General features: G+C 66.3%; 18 protein-coding genes. 11 read left to right on the top strand and 7 right to left on the bottom strand.

The features are described 5' to 3' along the window. The first annotated feature begins 3 nt into the window (after positions 1-3). The 3 genes from kdgD (at position 4) to ACTJKQ_RS18595 (ending at position 2,575) form a co-directional block, all read left to right on the top strand. A complete protein-coding gene (kdgD, locus tag ACTJKQ_RS18585) occupies positions 4-915 on the top strand; it encodes a 5-dehydro-4-deoxyglucarate dehydratase (protein WP_440597761.1) in 912 nt (303 codons plus the stop codon). A gap of 153 nt (positions 916-1,068) precedes the next feature. Beyond that, entirely contained in the window at positions 1,069-1,533 is a 465-nt protein-coding gene (locus ACTJKQ_RS18590; RefSeq protein ID WP_056062526.1) for a nuclear transport factor 2 family protein, read from the top strand. Between the two features lie 76 nt (positions 1,534-1,609). After that, the gene (locus tag ACTJKQ_RS18595) at positions 1,610-2,575 is read left to right on the top strand and encodes a 2-hydroxyacid dehydrogenase (RefSeq protein ID WP_440597684.1); all 966 of its coding nucleotides are present in this window, start codon (positions 1,610-1,612) and stop codon (positions 2,573-2,575) included. Between the two features lie 65 nt (positions 2,576-2,640). Here ACTJKQ_RS18595 and ACTJKQ_RS18600 read toward each other — a convergent pair whose 3' ends face one another. Both ACTJKQ_RS18600 and ACTJKQ_RS18605 read right to left on the bottom strand, forming a co-directional pair. Then, positions 2,641-3,942 carry a M20/M25/M40 family metallo-hydrolase gene (locus ACTJKQ_RS18600; RefSeq protein ID WP_440597685.1) on the bottom strand — a complete coding sequence of 434 codons (1,302 nt, stop codon included), beginning with the start codon at positions 3,940-3,942 and terminating at the stop codon, positions 2,641-2,643. A gap of 110 nt (positions 3,943-4,052) precedes the next feature. Further along, positions 4,053-4,919, bottom strand: a complete 867-nt coding sequence (locus ACTJKQ_RS18605; protein ID WP_440597686.1) for a LysR family transcriptional regulator — start codon at positions 4,917-4,919, stop codon at positions 4,053-4,055. A gap of 97 nt (positions 4,920-5,016) precedes the next feature. Here ACTJKQ_RS18605 and ACTJKQ_RS18610 point away from each other — a divergent pair, with 97 nt between their 5' ends. Further along, on the top strand, positions 5,017-5,448 hold the full coding sequence (locus tag ACTJKQ_RS18610; protein ID WP_440597687.1) for a nuclear transport factor 2 family protein: 432 nt from the start codon (positions 5,017-5,019) through the stop codon (positions 5,446-5,448). Here the strand turns inward: ACTJKQ_RS18610 and ACTJKQ_RS18615 are convergent. Further along, positions 5,426-6,352, bottom strand: coding sequence for a LysR family transcriptional regulator (locus tag ACTJKQ_RS18615; RefSeq protein ID WP_440597688.1), 927 nt, complete (start codon positions 6,350-6,352; stop codon positions 5,426-5,428). The genes ACTJKQ_RS18610 and ACTJKQ_RS18615 overlap by 23 nt on opposite strands. 108 nt (positions 6,353-6,460) lie before the next feature. Here ACTJKQ_RS18615 and metE point away from each other — a divergent pair, with 108 nt between their 5' ends. Further along, positions 6,461-8,839: a 5-methyltetrahydropteroyltriglutamate--homocysteine S-methyltransferase gene (gene metE, locus ACTJKQ_RS18620; RefSeq protein ID WP_440597689.1), complete on the top strand. Its 2,379-nt coding sequence runs from the start codon at positions 6,461-6,463 to the stop codon at positions 8,837-8,839. Between the two features lie 12 nt (positions 8,840-8,851). Here metE and ACTJKQ_RS18625 read toward each other — a convergent pair whose 3' ends face one another. After that, positions 8,852-9,817, bottom strand: coding sequence for a ketopantoate reductase family protein (locus ACTJKQ_RS18625; protein WP_440597690.1), 966 nt, complete (start codon positions 9,815-9,817; stop codon positions 8,852-8,854). Between the two features lie 329 nt (positions 9,818-10,146). Here ACTJKQ_RS18625 and ACTJKQ_RS18630 point away from each other — a divergent pair, with 329 nt between their 5' ends. From ACTJKQ_RS18630 to ACTJKQ_RS18655, 6 genes are all read left to right on the top strand, one after another. Next, positions 10,147-10,680, top strand: coding sequence for a MarR family winged helix-turn-helix transcriptional regulator (locus tag ACTJKQ_RS18630; RefSeq protein WP_056062509.1), 534 nt, complete (start codon positions 10,147-10,149; stop codon positions 10,678-10,680). Positions 10,681-10,714: 34 nt separating this feature from the next. Further along, positions 10,715-12,193, top strand: coding sequence for an efflux transporter outer membrane subunit (locus tag ACTJKQ_RS18635; protein ID WP_440597691.1), 1,479 nt, complete (start codon positions 10,715-10,717; stop codon positions 12,191-12,193). A gap of 63 nt (positions 12,194-12,256) precedes the next feature. Continuing rightward, on the top strand, positions 12,257-13,582 hold the full coding sequence (locus ACTJKQ_RS18640; RefSeq protein WP_260667646.1) for an HlyD family efflux transporter periplasmic adaptor subunit: 1,326 nt from the start codon (positions 12,257-12,259) through the stop codon (positions 13,580-13,582). A gap of 16 nt (positions 13,583-13,598) precedes the next feature. Continuing rightward, positions 13,599-15,242, top strand: coding sequence for a DHA2 family efflux MFS transporter permease subunit (locus tag ACTJKQ_RS18645; protein ID WP_056745940.1), 1,644 nt, complete (start codon positions 13,599-13,601; stop codon positions 15,240-15,242). Between the two features lie 230 nt (positions 15,243-15,472). Further along, complete coding sequence (locus tag ACTJKQ_RS18650; RefSeq protein WP_007856361.1) at positions 15,473-15,631, top strand: DUF3309 family protein; 159 nt, start codon at positions 15,473-15,475, stop codon at positions 15,629-15,631. Positions 15,632-15,891: 260 nt separating this feature from the next. After that, positions 15,892-17,571 (top strand): sensor histidine kinase, encoded by a 1,680-nt coding sequence (locus ACTJKQ_RS18655; protein WP_440597692.1) that lies wholly within the window; start codon positions 15,892-15,894, stop codon positions 17,569-17,571. Positions 17,572-17,646: 75 nt separating this feature from the next. Here ACTJKQ_RS18655 and ACTJKQ_RS18660 read toward each other — a convergent pair whose 3' ends face one another. From ACTJKQ_RS18660 to ACTJKQ_RS18670, 3 genes are all read right to left on the bottom strand, one after another. After that, complete coding sequence (locus tag ACTJKQ_RS18660; protein ID WP_440597693.1) at positions 17,647-18,228, bottom strand: hypothetical protein; 582 nt, start codon at positions 18,226-18,228, stop codon at positions 17,647-17,649. Between the two features lie 187 nt (positions 18,229-18,415). Then, positions 18,416-19,231 carry a sensor histidine kinase gene (locus ACTJKQ_RS18665; RefSeq protein ID WP_440597694.1) on the bottom strand — a complete coding sequence of 272 codons (816 nt, stop codon included), beginning with the start codon at positions 19,229-19,231 and terminating at the stop codon, positions 18,416-18,418. Positions 19,232-19,346: 115 nt separating this feature from the next. Beyond that, positions 19,347-20,165 carry a LuxR C-terminal-related transcriptional regulator gene (locus ACTJKQ_RS18670; RefSeq protein ID WP_395454790.1) on the bottom strand — a complete coding sequence of 273 codons (819 nt, stop codon included), beginning with the start codon at positions 20,163-20,165 and terminating at the stop codon, positions 19,347-19,349. Between the last annotated feature and the right edge of the window lie 10 nt (positions 20,166-20,175).

The following is a 20,175-nucleotide window of genomic DNA, read 5'->3' on the forward strand; positions in this document are numbered from 1 at the left end:
ACCATGACCCCGCAAGAACTCAAAACCATCATGGGCTCCGGCCTGCTCTCGTTCCCCATCACCGACTTCGACGAGCAGGGCAACTTCCGCCCCAAGACCTACATCGAGCGCCTGGAGTGGCTCGCCCCCTACGGCGCCAGCGCCCTGTTTGCCGCCGGTGGCACGGGTGAGTACTTCTCGCTCTCGGGCCCCGAATACAGCGAGGTCATCAAGACGGCCGTGGATACCTGCCGGGGCAAGGTGCCGATCATTGCCGGGGCCGGTGGCCCCACCCGCACGGCCATTGCCCATGCCCAGGAGGCCGAGCGCCTGGGCGCCCATGGCATCCTGCTGTTGCCGCATTACCTGACCGAAGCTGGCCAGGAAGGCCTGATCGCCCATGTGGAGCAGGTCTGCAAGAGCGTGAAGTTCGGTGTGATCGTCTACAACCGCGACCGCACCAAGCTGACGGCCGAGTCCCTGGCCATCCTGGCCGAGCGTTGTCCGAACCTGGTGGGGTTCAAGGACGGTGTGGGCAACATCGAGACCATGTCTTCCATCTACATGAAGATGGGGGACCGCTTCTCGTACCTGGGCGGTCTGCCCACGGCGGAGGTGTATGCCGCTGCCTACAAGGCGCTGGGCACCCCGGTGTATTCGTCGGCGGTGTTCAACTTCATCCCCAAGACGGCGATGGAGTTCTACCAGGCGGTGGCCAGCGATGACACGGCCACGCAGCACCGGCTGCTCAAGTCGTTCTTCATGCCGTACCTGGCCATCCGCAACCGGGTGGAGGGCTATGGCGTGTCGATCATCAAGGCGGGGGCGCGCATCGTGGGCCATGACGGCGGGCCGGTGCGGGCGCCGCTGACGGACCTCAAGCCCCATGAGATGGAAGAACTCAAGGCGCTGATTGACAAGCTCGGGCCGCAGTAAGCGCGGCCTGGCGCAGGGCCTGGTTCACCAGGCCCTCGTTTTTTGCTCCCATTGCAGACACCCTTACACCCCGGGCCCGGCCGTGCACAGGTCCGGAGTCAGTCGTGGCACGCCCATTCCCAAAACCCCAACACAACAACGGAGACAGACAAAATGTTCAAGCAAATCGTTCTCGCCGCGGCCGCCGCCGTGACCATTGCCGCGCTCGCAGGTTGCGCCACGGGTGCGGCAGCCACAGCCTCCTCGGCATCGACCGAACAGGCAGTGGCTGCCGCCGCAGAAAAGCTGCGCGTGGCCATGATTGACCCCACGCCCGCTGCACTGACCGCCCTCGTCGCCGACGACCTGAGCTACGGCCATTCAGGCGGCCGCGTGGACACCAAGGACAGCTTCATCGGCGACCTGATCGCTGGCAAGTCCGACTTCGTGACCATCGCCATCACCGACCAGACCATCAAGGTGGTGGGCAACACCGCCATCGTGCGCCACACCCTCACGGCCGACACCAACGACTCGGGCAAGCCCGGCAAGGTGCAGATCAAGATCCTGGGCGTGTGGCAACAGCAAGGGGGCCAGTGGAAGCTGCTGGCGCGCCAGGCCGTGCGCGTCGCGGCATGATGTAGGCACATCGGGGCGGCTGTGTGCCGCCGTGTGCCGCCCCTTGCATTTTTTGGCACCGTTGCCCCACGAAACCATGACCACGACCCCCCATCGCATCCTGCAAATCGGCCGCCTGCCCCTTCCCGCACTGGAAGTCGAACTGGCTGCCCGTTACAGCGTCGCCTGCCTGGCCGACCAGACCGATCCGGCGGCTTTTCTGGCGTCGCACGGTGCGGAGTTCACGGGGGTGGTGACCACCGCAGCCATCGGCCTCAAGGGCGAAGTCATTGCGGCATTGCCCAACCTTCGGGTCATCAGCAGTTTTGGCGTGGGTTTTGATGCGCTGGACATCGATGCAGCCAAGGCCCGTGGTGTGCAGGTGGGCTACACACCCGGCGTGCTCAACGACTGTGTGGCCGACATGGCGTTCGCACTGATGCTGGATGTGTCACGCCACGTGGCCGCCAGCGACCGTTTTGTGCGCCGTGGTGAATGGCCGAAGGCCAGATACGCACTGGGCACCCGCGTGTCCGGCAAGCGGCTGGGCATCGTGGGCATGGGCCGCATCGGGCAGGCCGTGGCCGAGCGTGCGAGCGGCTTTCGCATGGAGGTGGGGTACCACAACCGCCGCCCGGCGCAGGAATGCGCACTGCCCTACTTCGAGTCGGTGACCGCGCTGGCGCAGTGGGCCGACTACCTCGTGCTCACCGTTGCAGGCGGCGCTGCAACGCGCCACCTCGTCAACCGCGATGTGCTGGAGGCCTTGGGCCCCAACGGATTTCTCATCAATGTGGCGCGTGGCACTGTGGTGGACGAGGCGGCACTGATCGATGCGCTGACCGAGCGCCGCATTGCCGGCGCCGGGCTGGACGTGTTTGAGAACGAACCCAGCGTGCCCGCCGCGCTGATGGCGCTGGACAACGTGGTGCTGACCCCGCACACCGCCAGCGCCACCCACGAAACCCGCCGCGCCATGGCAGACCTGGTGCTGGAGAACCTGGCATCCTTCTTTGCGACGGGCTCCGTGCGCACGCCGGTGCCGGGCACGCCGGGCGCTTGAGCCCGCCACGGCGCCCTGCGTGACGCAGCTGCCCTCACAGGGAGGGTGTGGAGCGGCTCAGCGTGTCACTTCACGCGGTCGCGCGAGATGTCCATGATCATGCGCGTGGCCAGGTACAGGCGCGGCACGATGGTGTTGATCTGCACGTACTCCGCATCGTTGGAGTGCGCGCCGTAGCCCGACAGGCCCATGCCCTCCACCACCGCGCCCTTGGTCTTGAGCGCCGCAAACGCTGCGTCGGTGCCGCCGCCCGTGGCTTTCTCCACCACATTGAGCGACATGCCCAGCTCCTGGTAAATGACCTTGCCGTAACCCGCCACGCGGCGGGATGCGTCGCTGGCCTCCAGCGGCGGGCGGCGCACTTCAAACTTCACATCCACCTTGGATGCGGGCAGCAGCTTGCTCTTGACCTTCTCTTGCAGGCCTTTCTCCAGCCCGTCAAAGTCCGCCACACGCAGCGCGCGCGCATCGGCCTGGGCCGTGGCTTCGGCCGGAATCACGTTGCGGTTGGTACCTGCCTTGGACACCGTCCAGTTCAGCTTGAGGCCCTCGTCGGACTTGGACAAGTCCTTCATTTGCAGCAGCTGGTGCGACAGCTCATACAGCGCGTTCACGCCATCCTCGGGCTTGGCCCCGGCGTGCGATGCCTTGCCCTGCACCGTGAGGTAGGCCGCCCCAATGCCGCTGGTGGCCAGGCGCAGCGTGCCGTCGGTGCCGCCGCCTTCGAACGACAACACCACGTCCTGCTCAGACGCCACACGGGTGATGGTGCTGCGCCAGCCGGGCGAGCTGATTTCTTCGTCACCGTTGATCAGCACGGTGAGCGTGCCGTAGTCCTTGAAGTTGAGCTTTTGCAGCAAGGCCACGGTGTGGATGATGAGCGCGATGCCCTGCTTGTCGTCCGAGATGCCCAGGCCATAGGCCTTGTCACCATCGATGCGGAAAGGCTGGCCCTTGAGCATGCCTTTCAGGTACACCGTGTCCATGTGCGCGATGAGCATGATCTTCTTGCTGCCCGTGCCCTTGAACACGGCCTGCACAGCAGGGCCCACCTTCTCGGGGGTATCGTCGAGGCGGTAGATGTCGCTGGTTTGCAGCACGTCCACCGTGCCCCCCAGTTGCTTGAGCTGGCTGCCAATGCGCTCGGCGATCTGGTTCAGGCCTTCGATGTCCTTGCTGCCCGACTCGATATGCACCAGGTCACGCAGGGTGTCGAGCAGCGGCTGCTGCTCCTTCTGGGCCAGCGCATGGACATCAGCCACCGGCGCAGCGTGGGCCACGGCGGCGGCAAACGCCAGCGCCAGCGAGGCCATCAGGGGGCGGACAAACGAAGGGGCTGAGTGTGGGCGGCGCTGCGGATGGTGCATGGTGCAAAGGCTCGGTGAAGGGATGAGGAAAGCGATTATGGAGTCTTGCAACACCAATTTCAAACACTGATCCCCCTTGCAATGTTTCGGTCAGCGCCTGCGCGCCAGACTCAGCCCGCAGGCGCAAACACCTCGGGGCCCAGTCGTGACTTGTGGCCCCGGGGTTCGAACAGCCACATGCCATACAGCGGCAGAGACTCCGCCAGCCGAAACGGCACCACCAGCGTGGACGCACCGCCCAGCAACGCAGGGTGCGGTACAACAGCCAGCAGGTCGGACTGCGCCACCAGGTGCAACAGGCTGGCAAAGTCGGGGCAGCGCACGGACATCTTGGGCGCGGGCATGCGGCGCACGCGGTGCGCTTCCGTCAACACATCCACCGGCCCGCTGACACTGGGCCCCACACACGCCCACGCGGCGCCCTGCAGTTGCGCCAGTGACCGGGCATGGGCCAAAGGGTGGCCTTTGCGCGCATAGACCTGGGGATGCAACTCGTACAGGCGCCGCTCCACCACGTCGGGGTGCGCAAACTTGCGCGGTTTGGGGGCAATGACCGCATCAAAGCGCCGCTGCAGCAGGCCTTCCAGCAGGCTGCCTTCATCGGCTGTCGCCATCTCCAGGGAGCGCCGGGCGTTGGGCAGGCACCAGCTGGCATACAGCAGCGGACCGCAGACCAGCGCCGCAGAAGACGTGAGACCCACCCGCAGCCGATGCTGGTCTGCCGCAGTCACCGAAGCGCGGGGCAGAGCCTCCACCCCTTGTGCCAGGGGCAGGGCCTGCGCGGCTACGGCCCGGGCCAGATCGGTGGGCACATGGCGGCGCCCCTCCCGCACCAGCAAGGGCTGCGCAAAGTGGGCTTGCAGTGCTTTCATGCCATGGCTTATCGCGGGCTGCGACACGCCGCAGGCCCTGGCCGCCAAGGCAAACGAGCCTTGCTCGATGACCGCATGGAGGTATTGCAGGTAGCGCAGATACATAAACATCTTTTATGTATAAGCCACCATTGTCTCTTGTCGCACGGCGCGGACTTGGCGAAGCTACGCACTCCATTCCACGACCTTTGCAACGCCGCGTATGAGCCATACCCCCATCGATACCGTCCGCACCTACCTCGCCCACTTGCACGCCAGCCACACCGAGGGGCTGATCGCCTGCTTTGAAGACGATGGCGTGGTGCACTCGCCCTTTCTGGGCACGATGCGCGCAAGCGACTTTTTCCAAAAGCTCGCCCAGGCTTCCAGCGGCAGCGTGATCACCGTGCTGGATCTGTTCGTCTCCGCGCAACCAGACAACGGCGGCGCCGTGCGGGTCGCCGCCTATTTCCGCTACGACTGGGCTTTGAACGATGGGCGCGAGGTGACGTTCACCTGCGTGGATGTGTTCACCTTCGACGCGGGCAGCACTCGCATCCGCGACATGAACATCGTCTACGACACCCACCCGCTGCGCGAAGAAGTGGGCGACAAGTACGCGCCTGAGCCAGTCACAACAACTCCACGCCCTTGAGCGTGACAAAACTGGTCTCGCGCGTCACCTGCACAAAGTCCTGCAGATACGGCTTGGCCGACAGGCTGGGCAGGCAGGCGGCGTGCAGCTCGCCGCGCAGGCCTTTTTCACCGATGGGCCGCGCCGTCACATACCCCCGGTCCAGGTAGCTCTGCACCGCCCACAGCGGCAGCGCCGCCACGCCGCGCCCGCTGGCCACCAACTGCAGCATGGCCACCGTCAGCTCGGTGGTGCGACGCGAGGGGCGCACGCCGGCGGGCTCCAGCACCTGGCGGATCAAATCGAGCATTTCGTCGGGCACGGGGTAGGTGATGATGGTCTGGTCGGCAAAGTCCTGCGCCACCAGATGCGGCTTGGCCACCAGCGGGTGCGTGTTGGCCAGCAGCGCGCGGATCTCGAAACCAAAGAGCGCGTGATAGTCCACGCCCGCCTCGTCGGCATCCACCTCGGACACGATGGCCACATCGGCCCGGCCCTGGTGCAGCAGGCCCACGGGGTCGGCATGAAAGCCGCTCACGATGTCCAGCTCCACCTCGGGCCAGCGGGTGCGAAACGCGTCCATCGCGGGCATCAGCCAGTCAAAGCAGGTGTGGCATTCCACCGCAATGCGCATCTGCCCGCCCTGCCCCAGCACCAGGCGGGCAATGTCGCGCTCGGCCCCTTCCACCTGCGGCAGCACGGCATCGGCCAGCGCCAGCAGGCGTTCGCCCACGGCGGTGAACTGCGGTGGCATCGATTTGCGCTCAAACAGCGGCTGGCCGTAGCGGTCTTCCAGCAGCTTGATCTGGTGCGACAGCGCCGACTGCGTGAGGTTGAGCAGCTGCGCGGCCCGCACCAGGCTGCCGCTGTCACGCAAGGCCACCAGCGTGCGCAGGTGGCGCACTTCCAGAATCGACTGGTTCATTATTAATTTTCAAGTTGATCGACTAAAACTTTCGTTTGAATAATAAACGAGCCCGCGCGACCATCGGTGCCTTCATTGCATTGCTCCATTCAGAAGAAGGAAATCACCATGTCGCTCGCCGCTCCAACCACCCGCCGCCCTGTGCGCACGCACACCCTGGGCTTTCCGCGCATGGGGGCGCAGCGTGCGCTGAAATTCGCGCTCGAATCCTTCTGGCGGGGCGACAGCACCGAGGCCGAGCTGCAAGCCACCGCCGCCCAGCTGCGCCAGCAACACTGGCAGGCGCAGACCGATGCGGGCCTGGGATTTGTGACCGTGGGCGACTTTGCGCTGTACGACCATGTGGCCAACCACATCCAGCTGCTGGGCTGCGAGCCTGCGCGTTTTGGCTTTGACGCCCAAGCGCCCGAGCTGGCGCGCTACTTTGCTATGGCCCGGGGCGTGTCGGCCCAAGCTGAAAACCACCAAGGCTGCAGCGCCGGTTGCACAGCCCAGCACCACACCACCGGCCAACCCGCACTGGAGATGACCAAGTGGTTTGACACCAACTACCACTACCTCGTGCCCGAGTTCAGCGCCCACACCCAGTTCCACCTGGCCAGCGAGCGCCTGTTTGCCGAGGTGGCCGAGGCCCAGGCGCTGGGCCACCGCGTCAAGGCCGTGCTGCTGGGGCCGCTGAGCTTTTTGTGGCTGGGCAAATCCAAGGCGGCGGGCTTTGACCGCTTCAGTCTGCTGGAGCAACTGCTGCCCGTGTACGAGGCCGTGCTGGCACGCCTGAAGGCCCTGGGCGTGGAATGGGTGCAGATCGACGAGCCCATCCTGGGCCTGGACCTGCCCGATGCGTGGCGCCATGCCTTTGAGCCCAGCTACTGGCAACTCGCCCGCAGCGCGCCCAAGCTGCTGCTGGCCACCTACTTCTCGCCGCTGGCCGAGAACCTGCGCCTTGCCTGCCAGCTGCCCGTGGCCGGCCTGCATGTGGACGCCGTGCGCGCCCCCGACGAGTTGGTGGGCGTGGCCGACTGGTTGCCCTCGCACAAAGTGCTGTCGGTGGGCATCGTGGACGGCCGCAACATCTGGCGCACTGACCTGGATGCGGCGCTGCAAAAGCTGCGCCCCGTGGCCGACAAGCACCAGGGCGAGCTGTGGCTGGCGCCATCGTGCTCTCTGCTACATGTGCCGTTCAGCCTAGAGGCCGAAACGCAGCTGGATGGCGAGGTGAAGTCCTGGCTGGCGTTTGCGGTGGAAAAACTGGACGAAATGCGTGTTCTGTCTACCGCCTTGTCGCAAGACGAGGCGGCGGTGGACGACGAACTGCACGCCGCCCGCACCGCCCTGGCCGCCCGCCGTGCCAGCCCGCGTGTGCACCGCGCCACCGTGGCGGCCCGCATTGCCGCGGCCGCACCTGGGGCCGACCAGCGCGCCAGCGCCTTCCCCGCCCGGCAAAAGGCCCAGCGCGCACGGCTGAGGCTGCCGCTGTTGCCCACCACCACGATTGGCTCGTTCCCGCAGACCGCCGAGATCCGCGCCGCACGCGCCGCCTTCAAGCGCGGGGCACTCGATGCGGCCCACTACCAACAGAAGATGGAAGCTGAAATTGCCCTGGCCGTGCGCAAGCAGGAAACCTTGGGGCTGGACGTGCTGGTGCACGGCGAGGCCGAGCGCAACGACATGGTCGAATACTTTGGCGAGCAGCTCGACGGCTTTGCCTTCACCGCCAACGGCTGGGTGCAAAGCTATGGCTCGCGCTGCGTGAAGCCGCCCATCATCTACGGCGACGTGGCCCGCCCCACGCCCATGACGGTGGCCTGGACGCAGTATGCGCAGAGCCTCACCGCCAAACCCATGAAAGGCATGCTCACCGGTCCCATCACCATCCTGCAATGGAGCTTTGTGCGCGACGACCAGCCCCGCGCCACCACGGCCGACCAGATCGCCTGGGCGATCCGCGACGAGGTTTGCGACCTGGAAGCCGCCGGCATCGCCATCATCCAGATCGACGAGCCCGCCATCCGTGAAGGGCTGCCGCTGCGCCGCGCGGGGTGGAAGAGCTACCTGGAGCGCGCCACGCGCGCCTTCCGCATCAGCGCCAGCGGCGTGCGCAACGATACGCAGATCCACACGCACATGTGCTACAGCGAGTTCAACGACATCCTGCCCGCCATCGCGGCCATGGATGCCGATGTGATCACGATTGAGACGAGCCGCTCGGACATGGAGCTGCTACAAGGTTTTGGCGACTTCAAATATCCGAACGAGATCGGCCCCGGCGTGTACGACATCCACTCGCCCCGCGTGCCCAGCGTGCAAGAGATGGCCGCGCTGCTGGAAAAAGCCGCCGAGGTCGTGCCCGTGGAGCACCTGTGGGTGAACCCCGACTGCGGCCTCAAGACCCGGGGCTGGCCCGAGACCGAAGCCGCGCTGCGCCACATGGTGCAGGCCGCGCAGGAAGTGCGCGAGCGGTTGCTGGAAGAGGCGGCGCTGGCCTGACCGATCCCCGGTTCAGCCTGCCGCCCGCTTCATCTCGGCCAACTTGACCAGCACCTGCAGCGCGTGGTTCAGCGGCGTCGGCACTCCCAAAGCGGCGCCGCGCTTGACCACGTAGCCATTCAGGTGGTCGATCTCGGTGGGTTTGCCACGCGCCAGGTCCTGCGCGGTGGACGAATACTGCCCGGGCATGGTGCTGGCAATGCCGCGCACGGCGGCCTGCAGATCGCCCGGAATCGTCACCCCATCGGCCGCCGCCACCGCCAGGCATTCGGCCACGATGTCGGCAATCACCTGCGTCACGCCCGGCACCTGCACCAGCGGGCCGTAGGGCTGCTGCGACAGGGCCGACAGCGCGTTGTAGGCGCTGTTGAGCACCAGCTTGGCCCAGAGCGCGCCACGCACGTTGTCTGACACCTGGGTGGGAATGCCCGCCGCCGTCAGCTGACGGGCCACCTCGTTGCTGCGCGGCGAAGGTGCAATCACCAGCTCGCCCCGGCCATGGTGCACCACATGCCCAGGGCCGCCCATGGCAGTAGCCACATAGACCACCGCGGCTGCCACGGGGGTGCTGGCGTCCAGCACGGCGCGCACGCGCTCGTCGTTGTCCACACCGTTCTGCAAGGTCAGCACCAGCGCGCCAGGGGCCAAATGAGGGCGGATCTGCTGCGCGGCGTCTTCCGAGTCGGACGACTTCACGCAGAACAGCACCACGTCCGCGCCGTGCACCGCGCTGGCCTCGGTGCTGGCCGCCAGGGGCACCTGCACATCCATCGCCGCCGTCTGCAGCCGCAACCCGTTGTCGCGCACGGCCAGCACGTGGGCGGGCCGCCCGATGAGCGTGACGGCATGGCCCGCCCGGGCGAGCAAGGCACCAAAGTAGCAGCCCACGGCACCCGCGCCCATCACGGCAAAGCGCAGGGGCGGTGCAATGTCCAAGGCAGTGGGCAGGGAGGCAGATGAATCAGCAGCAGCGGTCATGGCGGTGTCCCGGTGGGCAAGGCACAGAAGGGTCGGTCACAAGGCGCCCCACTATATCGGTGGCAGCCTGCGCACCAAAAATCAAGGTTTTTTGGGCTGATGCGCTAGTCGAACATGCCTTATCAGCTATCAAATACGTAGCAAATTGACCTTCTGCAAGGCTGCTTGCAGGGGCGCACTCCCTTCACTCGCGCCATTTCCAGCACCGCGAACCCCCGTCCGTTACCTCCCGTTCGTGGGATCCCACCCCGCTCAAAGGCCCCTCTCCAGTGTCAGGAATTTAATCAATGCAAAGACAATAATTGTCTAGTCAATTAAATTTCCCACCCATGTCAGCCCCTCCCGAACCCAGCCAAGCCCCCGCGTTCTATAACGCCGAGCACTACGACCCCAGCAAGCTGGTGCCCGAAAACAGCGTCGGCTACCTGATGCGCAAGGTGATGTCGTCCATCCGCACGCAGGCCGATGCCCAGCTGTCGTTGCACGAACTCACCTACGCCCAGTGGCTGCCACTGTTCAAGTTGTCGCTGTGCGAGACCGCCACCGTGGCCAGCCTGGCGCGTGACCTGGAGACCGACCCCGCCTCCATGACCCGGTCGCTCGACCGCATGGAAGCCAAGGGCTTGGTGGTGCGGGAGCGCTCCACCGTGGACCGCCGCGTCGTGCAGCTCAGGCTCACACCGGAAGGCCAGCGCATTGCAGCCCTGGTGCCTCCCGTGCTGGCCGACGTGCTCAACGGCCACCTCAGCGACTTCAGCCATGACGAGTGGCAGCTGCTGCTGTCCATGCTGCGCCGCATGCTGGCCAACGGCGAAGCGCTGCGCCAGCAGCCCCCCTCACCCACCGAACCCGCAGCCGGCTGACCCCGCCCTGTTGCCCTGCCCCCTGGAGATTTCCGTGACCGCCACTGCCCCCACCTCCCTGTCCACCCGCACTGCCCTCGCCGCCCATCTGGCGGTATCGGCCGTTGCCCTGGCCGCCGCGCTGCTGCTGGTGGGCTGCGCCAACCCCGGCCCGGCCCACACACCGCTCGCGCAAACCACCCCGGCCGCCGCCGGCCTGAACGCAGCCACCACCGACGTGGTGGCCACCAGCCAATGGTGGAAGGCGCTGGGCGATGAACAGCTCAACACCCTGATCGACACCGCCCTGCAAGGCAGCCCCAGCCTGGCCGTGAGCCGCGCCCGCCTGGAACAGGCCGTGGCACTGAGCCAGGTGCGCGAGGCCGCCAACGGCCCGCAGGCCACGCTGGGCGTGGACGCCACCCGCCAGCGCTACACCGCCAACGGTCTGGTACCCGCGCCGGTCGCAGGCAACACCTACAACAGCGGCACCGTGCAGGCCACACTGAGCTGGTCGCCCGACTTCTTTGGCCAGCACGCTGCCGAACTGCAGGCTGCGCTGGGCCAGGCCCGCGCCGCCCAGGCCGATGCCGCAGCCGCCGCCAACACCCTGGCCGCCCAGATGGGGCGCAGCTATGTGGCGCTGGCCCGGCTGGTGGCCCAGCGCGACGTGGCCACGCGCGCGCTGGAGCAACGGGAAGAACAGCGCAAGCTCACGCAAGAGCGCACCTCTGCCGGCCTGGACAGCCAGGTCGAGCTGACCCAGGCCCAGGCCGCTGTGCCCGATGCCCGCACACAAATCGAAGCGCTCGAAGAGCAGATCACCCTGGGCCGCCGCCAACTGGCCGTGCTGACCGGCCAGGCGCCCGACGCCCTGCCCCAGCTCACGCCCCGCCTTGCCGCCCTGCAGCCCACCGCCGTGCCCGAGGTGCTGGGTGCCGACCTGCTGGGCCGCCGCCCCGACGTGGTGGCCGCGCGCTGGCGCGTGGAAGCTGCAACGCAAGGTGTGAACAGCGCGCGCAGCGAGTTCTATCCCAACATCAACATCGGCGCGTTTATTGGCCTGAACTCGCTGGGGCTGGACCGGCTGTTCAACGGTAGCTCGCGCCAGATGGGCGTGACGCCCGCGCTGCGCCTGCCAATCTTTGACGGGGGCCGCCTGCGCGCCCAGTTGGGCGGCCGCGCCGCCGAGCTGGACGTGGCCATCGCCCAGTACAACGGCGCCGTGCTCGACGCGGTGAAGGAAGCCGGCGATGCCGTGGCCTCCATCCAGTCGCTCACCCGCCAGCAGGCCTTGCAGGACGAGGCCGTGGCCAGTGCCGAAAAAGCCTACCGCTTTGCGCAGGAGCGCTACCGCGCGGGCCTGGGCAACTACCTGGTGGTCCTGTCCACCGAAAGCCAGGTGCTGGCCCAGCGCCGCCTGGCCGTGGACCTGCGCGCCCGCCAGCTCGACACCCGCCTGGTGCTGATGAAGGCCCTGGGTGGCGGCTGGACGGACGACACGGCCGTGCTGCACACCGCCGCCGCGCACTGACAGGCCCACCGGACCGCACTCATTCCAAAACACATAACAACACATTCCTGAAAGACCACAGCCATGACCGCCAACAGCGAACCCCTCACCGCCAACGAAGCCAACACCGCCCGCCGCCGCGGCCTCACCCTCATCGCCGCAGCCGTCGCGCTGGTGGCCATCGGCTGGGGTGGCTGGCACTGGGCCAATGGCCGCCATGTCGAGACCACCGACAACGCCTACGTGGCAGGCAACGTGGTGCAGATCACGCCGCAGATCGGCGGCACGGTGGTGTCCATCGGCGCTGACGACACCGACTATGTGAAGGCCGGCCAGTTGCTGGTCAAGCTCGACCCCGCTGACGCCCGCGTGGCGCTGGAGCAGGCCGAGGCCCAGCTTGCACAGACGGTGCGCGAAGTGCGCACCCTGTATGCCAACAACTCCACGCTCAAGGCCCAGGTCAGCCTGCGCAGCGCCGACCTGGCCCGTGCCCAGGCCGATGCTGCCCGCGCCCAGGACGACGTGAACCGCCGCACCCCGCTGATGGCCAGCGGAGCCGTGGGCAAGGAAGAGTTCCAGCACGCCACCGCGCAGCTGGCCGCCGCCAAGAGCACCGTGGCCGCCGCCCAGTCGGCCGTGCTGGCCGCACAAGAACAACTGGCCGCCAGCCAGACACAGACAGAAGGCACCTCGGTCGAGCAGCACCCCAATGTGCAGCGCGCCTCGGCCCGCGTGCGCGAGGCCTACCTGGCCGTGCAGCGTGCCCAGCTGGTCGCCCCGCTGGACGGCCACGTGGCCAAGCGCGGCGTGCAAGTGGGCCAGCGTGTGCAGGCCGGCGCCCCGCTGATGACGCTGGTGCCGCTGAACGACCTGTGGGTGGACGCGAACTTCAAGGAAAGCCAGCTCAAGACCCTGCGCATCGGCCAGACCGCCGAGCTGGAAGCCGACGTGTACGGCACCAAGGTCACGTACCACGGCACGGTGACCGGGCTGGGCGCAGGCACTGGCGCTGCCTTTGCGCTGCTGCCCGCACAGAACGCCACGGGCAACTGGATCAAGGTGGTGCAGCGCGTGCCAGTGCGCATTGCGCTCGACCCCAAGGAAGTGGCAGAGCACCCGCTGCGCGTGGGCCTGTCGATGGAAGTCAAGGTGGACACCGCCGACCAGAGCGGCAAGACGCTGGCCGACACCCAGCGCACCACGCCCGTGGCCGCCACCGCTGTGTTCGACGAGCAATTCAAGGCGGCCGACGACGAAGTGGCGCACATCATCGCCGCCAACCTGGGCCGCAATGGCAAGGCCGCCTTGGCCGTGGCGTCGCCCAAGGTGAGCAGCCAGCCCGCAGTGCAGGCGCAAAAGCATGCATCGGCCCCGGCGCAGCCCGCCGTGCAATCCCCGGTGGTGCAGTAAGCGGGGTTGACCGAGCATGACTGCCGCCAACCCCACTGCAGACACCGCAGGCCAGGCCCCCGCTCCGGCGGCGCCTGCTGCGGTGTCGCCACCAGCAGCCCCCCCAGGGCCGCCTGCTGCCTATCCGCCGCTGCAGGGCACCGCCCTGCTGCTGGGCACACTGTCGCTGTCGCTGGCCACGTTCATGAACGTGCTGGACTCGTCCATCGCCAACGTTTCCATCCCGGCCATTGCCGGCGACCTGGGCGTGAGCCCCGGCCAGGGCACCTGGGTCATCACCAGCTTTGGTGTGGCCAATGCGATCTCGGTGCCGCTCACCGGCTGGCTCACGCAGCGCTTTGGCGCGGTGCGGCTGTTCACCATGAGCGTGCTGCTGTTCGTGCTGACCTCCTGGCTGTGCGGCTTTGCGTCGTCGCTGGAGATGCTGGTGTTCTTCCGCGTGCTGCAGGGCCTGGTGGCCGGGCCGATGATTCCGCTGTCGCAAACGCTGCTGCTGGCGAGCTACCCGCGTGCCTTGGCCGGCACGGCCCTGGCCCTGTGGGGCGTGACCACGCTGGTCGCGCCGGTGGTGGGGCCGCTCCTGGGCGGCTGGATCACCGACAACATCTCCTGGCCGTGGATCTTCTACATCAACGTGCCCGTGGGCCTGCTGGCCGGGGTGCTGACCTGGGGCATCTACCGCAAGCGCGAGACCCCCATCCGCAAGCTGCCGATTGACACCGTGGGCCTCAGCCTGCTGGTGTTGTGGGTGGGCGCGCTGCAGCTCATGCTCGACAAGGGCAAGGAGCTGGACTGGTTTGCCTCGGGCGAGATCATCACCATGGCCGTGGTCGCGGTGGTGGCGTTTGCTGTCTTCCTGGTGTGGGAGCTGACCGAAAAGCACCCGGTGGTGGACCTGAAGCTCTTCAAGGGCCGCAACTTCACATTTGGTGCGCTGGCGCTGTCGGTGGCCTACGCACTGTTCTTCGGCAACGTGGTGCTGCTGCCGCTGTGGCTGCAGCAGTGGATGGGCTACACGGCCACCTCAGCCGGCATGGCGCTGGCGCCGGTGGGCGTGTTCGCCATCCTGCTCACGCCGCTGGTGGGCAAAAAGGTCGGCCAGTGGGACCCGCGCCGCATGGCCACGGGTGCGTTCATCGTGTTCAGCACGGTGCTGTGGATGCGTTCGCAGTTCACGGTGCAGACGGACTTCATCCACATCCTGATCCCCACCCTGCTGCAGGGCGCGGCCATGGCGTTCTTCTTCATCCCGCTGACCACGCTGACGCTGGCGGGTGTGTCGCCAGACCGCATCCCGGCGGCAGCAGGCTTGTCGAACTTTGTGCGCATCACCGCCGGTGCCATGGGTACGTCGATTGCCACCACGCTGTGGGAGAGCCGCGCCGCCATGCACCACGCGCACCTGACCGAAGGGCTGGTGCAAGGCCAGGGGGTGTTCGCGCAGACGCTGGACGGCCTGGTGGCCTCGGGCCTCACGCAGATGCAGGCGCTGGCGCAGATCAACCGGCTGATCGACCAGCAGGCGTTCACCCGCGCGGCCAATGACATCTTTTTGGGCTCGGCCGGGTTGTTCCTGCTGTTGATCGGGCTGATCTGGCTGACCAAGCGCCCAGCACGCACCGGCGGCGCGGGCGCGGCAGACGCAGCGGGGGCCCACTGAGAAGCTTCGGCACAGGTTTGGAGAAAAAACAGCTGCAAGCGCTAGTCAAACATGCGCCTGCAGCTATCATTTTTGACATGAATCTGCGGGGTCTCGTCCGGGCACAACCCGCGCATCCCACAGTGGGTGTCGGAAATCCCTGACCCAGCGGCGGGCGCGGCACCTGCGGGCAGTTCGCGGGGTGCACCCAACAATGCACTCACCGCAAACCACTCCAACAAGGAACTGCCATGTCACTCTCGCTGATTCTTCTGATCGTTCTGATCCTCATCCTGGTCGGCGCCCTGCCCACCTGGGGCCACAGCCGCTCATGGGGCTACGGACCCAGCGGCGGGATTGGCCTGGTGGTGCTGATCCTGGTGATCCTGCTGCTGATGGGCCGGATATGACCGGTAGCTGAACTTCCGGTGCAGGCCACACAGCGTCTGCGAGAGGAAGTTTTCAAATGCACACACAGGGCCCTTCTGAGGGCCCTTTGTCTTTGGCGCTTTGTAGGAGGGTGGCGCGGCATGGCGGCCACCCGGACTCGGCCAGAAACACGCAAATGATCAATTTGCATCAAAAATACAATCAAATTGATATTATTGGCATTTTAATCATTTATTTGATATAAACGATAAATACAAAACATCGCCGCACCACCTCGACCATGCCCTTTTCCCCCTCCGACGTTGGCAACATGCGGCAGTTTCAGATCCGCCTGCTGCAGGGCGTCTTGCTGGCCAATGTGGCTTTTGAACTGCTGTTGCTGGCAGCGGGCGCCGCCGGGCTGGTTGCCACACCCGGGTCGTGGAACCTCACCCTGGGGGCTGGTACCGCGTTCATGGCGGCGCTGTGGTGGGCCCTGCGCCGTTGGCCCCAGGTCTATGTTCCGGTAGCACTCATCCAGACCCTGATCGGGATGGCACTTTTTACCTATGCCCTGTGGCAACCCCTGGGGCACGAGCTGCGCGCCGTGTGGTTCCTGATTGGGGTGGGTGCAGCCTACCTGCTGCTGGGGCGCGCGGCGGGCGTCGGCTACACCGCCATGACCTTGGTCATCGTGCTGGGTAGCAACGGTATGCAAAGCGCGCCGTATTCGCTGCACGCGCTCATCATCTTCACGCTCGCGCTGTCGCTGAGCAGCCTGTGTTTTTACCTGTTCGTCGGTGAAGCCCTCCGCCTGTACCGGCACCTGTCCGAGCGGAACCAGCAGTACACCTTGCTGACCGAGGGCGCCGAAGAGGTCATCTGGCGGATCAACCCCGACATGACGGTGGCGTACGTGAGCCCCGCCGACGAACGGGCGCGCGGCGTGCCCGCCCGCGACGTCATCGGAAGATCCATCTTCAAGGCCCTGACGCCCGAGGGTGCCGAGGCACTGAGACAGGCAGTGCGCGAGCGGCGGCAACTGCTGACGCTGCCCATGCGCTGTGCCAATGGCAGCGTCCGCTGGTTCGAGATGTCCAGCCGCCTGTACCGCGACGCCTCGGGCCAGCCCGCCGGCTACCACAGCATCGGCCGCGACGTGACCGCCCGGAGGGAGCTGGAGCAGGCATTGCAGGCCGAGCGCGAGCATCTGGAGGCCCGGGTCAAGGAACGAACGGCGGCGCTGTCTCTCGCCAAGGAAGCCGCAGAGGCTGCCCTGCGCACCAAGAGCATCTTTCTCGCCAACATTGGGCACGAGTTGCGTACCCCCATGACACTGATCCTGGGGATGACCGAACTGGTGCGCAACCGCTCGCAGGATGAGCGCCTGAAGCCCGTGCTGAACAATGTGATGGATGCGGCCAAAGGCCTCATGCGCATGCTCAACGACCTGATCGATCTGGCTGCGCTGGAAACACGCCAGGTAGCGTTCCAGTTTGCGCCGCTATCGGTGCCAGAGCTGGCGGCAGATGCGGTGCAATTGCTGGAGCCGCAGGCGCGCCAAAAAGGCTTGCAGATCTTCCTGGCCCTCGATGGCGTGGGCACCGACGCCAGCCACGTGGGGGACGCAGACCGCATTCAGCAGGTGCTGGTCCACCTGCTGGACAACGCCGTGAAATTCAGCCTCTCAGGTCACATCCAGCTGACCCTGGAGACCGAGCAGGACACCCCTGATGCGACGGTGTGGCGGCTGCGCGTGACGGACGAGGGTATTGGCATTGCGGCCGGTGACCAGCACCGCATCTTCACGTTGTTCGAACAGGTCGACGGATCATCCACGCGCAGCTTTGAGGGTGCGGGACTGGGGTTGGCGCTGTGCAAACGCCTCGTGGAGGGCATGGGGGGCAGCCTGGGGGTGGAGAGCGAACCGGGCAAGGGCAGCAGCTTTTGGGTGTCGCTGCCGCTGCCCAAGGTCACCTGATACGGTTCCAGCACCAATACGCGTGCTCACAGCACAGGTGGCATGTAACCGGTGCACCCTTACGGTTCAGGCTGTTCAGGCAGTCCGTGTCGAGGGCGCACGCCGCTCTGCCAGAGCGAACGCCGAAGTCAGCGCTGCAAACTCGTCCTTGGCCACGGTGCCATCGGCGTTACCCGCACGGTCCATCACCTGCAGCACGGCTTGCGCAAACGGATCGTTGCCCGCCTGCTGGCCTTTGGTGCGGGCCAGCGCCTTGAGGAATTCATCGTGGGTGATGGCACCATCCTTGTCCGCGTCAAAGCCCGCCGTGAGCTGCTGCTTCTGATCCTCGGTGGCACCAAACCGGGTCAGCAACGCCTGGAAATCGTCCTCGGACACGGCCCCTGCCGCACGGCCACCGGGCAATGCCGCAGTGGCCTGACCGGACGAACGCCCCACGGTCATCCCCGCGCCAGAAGGCTGGCCCTGGGTGGCCAGAGCGCCCTGCCCGGCCATCCCCGCCAGCGTCTGCGCCTCGGGGCTGAGCGTGAGCACGGCCGAGGGCTCGGGCGACGCCGCCTCACCCCCACGCCGCGCGGACGCCTTGCCCGCGCCACTGGAGGCCGCATTGAAAATCATCGACGCCACCGATGCGAGGCCGGAAATGAGAGGGGACATCGCCATGAACTCCTGTGTGGCGACAGCCCGGTACCTTTGACCTGTCCGCAAGTCACCGCATCGCCCAGATGCACCAAGGGTAGCGGGCAGCAGCCCGTACGGTGGGCGAATAAGCCAACAGTTTTCACGCCAGTTTTGCGAATGGACAGCGGGCTGGAGGCTGCGCGCCCGGGAGTCGCACGTGATCCTAGGCACTCCCTCTGCCCGGCATCACCACCCGAATGCAGGTGCCCCCACCCGGACGCTGCAGCACCAACAAGTCACCGCCCGCCATCTGCGCACGGTGGTTCATGCCTGCCACCCCATGGCCTCCCAGTGGGCTGCCTTCGCCAGCGTGAAGCATCATGCCGCGCCCGTTGTCGCTGACCTCGGCACACCAGGACTCGGCACCCGCACGGTAACGCACACCCACCGCGACCTCAGTGGCGCCCGAATGCTGCAACACGTTGCTCAAGGCCTCCTGAACAATGGCAACCAGGTGCATGGCACTGTCGGCATACGGAAAACTGGACAACGGCGGAATTTGCACATCCCACACCATGCGAATGCCACGTCGATCAAGCACGGGCTGGATGCGGTGCCGAAGCCGGGCCAGGCGGTCAGCAAATGGCTCGTCCGCCGCATCCATGGAGTCCACCACGAGTCGCAGGTCCAGCATGCACTTGTCGAGCAGCGAACGGAGTTCACGCACTGCGGGCGGCTCGGTCTCCAGCAGCGCCATGGCAAAAACCAGTTGTGCGCCCAGGTTGTCGTGCAAGTCCTGCGCAATGCGCCGCCGCTCTGCCGTCACCTCGGCACTGGCGCGCAGCCGCAGCCGGGGGCGCCACTGCAGGGCCCGCGGCAGTTGCACCAGCAGCAGGGCCCCCAGGCCCACCGAGATCACCAGGGCGGCCAGCTCCCACCATTGCCGATCCGACGGCCTCTCCTCGTCATAGCCATAAAACGCCGTCGCAAGGAGCGCCCATTGCAGCAGCCACATGCACATGCAAGCGATGGCGAACAACGGGGGACGTGTGCGAAACACCGCTCAATCCTGGCTTTATAGGTGGCGTGGGCAACCGAGAGCACACCTGGTGACAACACAACCCACACACGCGGCAGCCACCTGCATCACTCCGTCAAAAGAGCCCCCGCAGCGAGGCGAAGCGCACCGCCTGGGCACGGGTGCGCACCTGCAACTTGCGGTAGATGTTGCGCAAGTGGGTGTTGACCGTCATGCTGCTGATGAGCAGGCGCGCCCCCACCTCGACGCTGGTGTAGCCGCTGGCCACCATGCGCAGGATTTCCTTTTCCCGTGTGGACAGCCGATCAGCCTCATCGGGCTGCCGTCGCTTGTTTTCGGCCGAGTGGGTACGGTCAAACCGCTGCAGCAACCGCCGCGCCAGGTTGGGGGTGATGGAGGCGCCACCATTGGCCACCTGCAACACGGCTTGCGAATAGTTGCCGAACCACGAGTTCTTGCCCACATACCCCGTGGCCCCCAGTTCAAAGGCCCGCAGGACCTGCTCGTCGTTTTCCATGACCGAGATCACGACCGTCTGGGCTGATGGGCGCACAGGCTTCACGTAGTGCAACAGGTCAAAGGCGTCACCGTCGCCCAGGTTCAGGTCTACCAGGAGCACATCAAAATCGTGATTCTTGATGGCCTTGCGCCCCTCGCGGACACTGCCCGCCTGCGCCACCAGTAACGTGCGGGCATCGGCCATGAGCTCCTGTGCAATCACCAGACGGATGTGCGGATCGTCGTCCACCAGCAAGACCCGCACCGGATTGGCCTCCTGCCCAGTGAGGAAGGCGGGCCAGACCGATGGCGGATTGGAATAGGTTTCAAACTGGCCCGACGGAAGCGATGCAAGGTCGCGCGCACTCTGCTTTGAAAGCAACGCTGAAGACGTCAACGTTTGCGATGGTGTATCGACCTGCCAACTGCTGCTCATGGGTGAACTC

Origin of the sequence: Acidovorax sp. 22279 (genome assembly GCF_052045435.1) — a bacterium.
GTDB classification, from domain to species: Bacteria; Pseudomonadota; Gammaproteobacteria; order Burkholderiales; family Burkholderiaceae_C; genus Acidovorax; species Acidovorax delafieldii.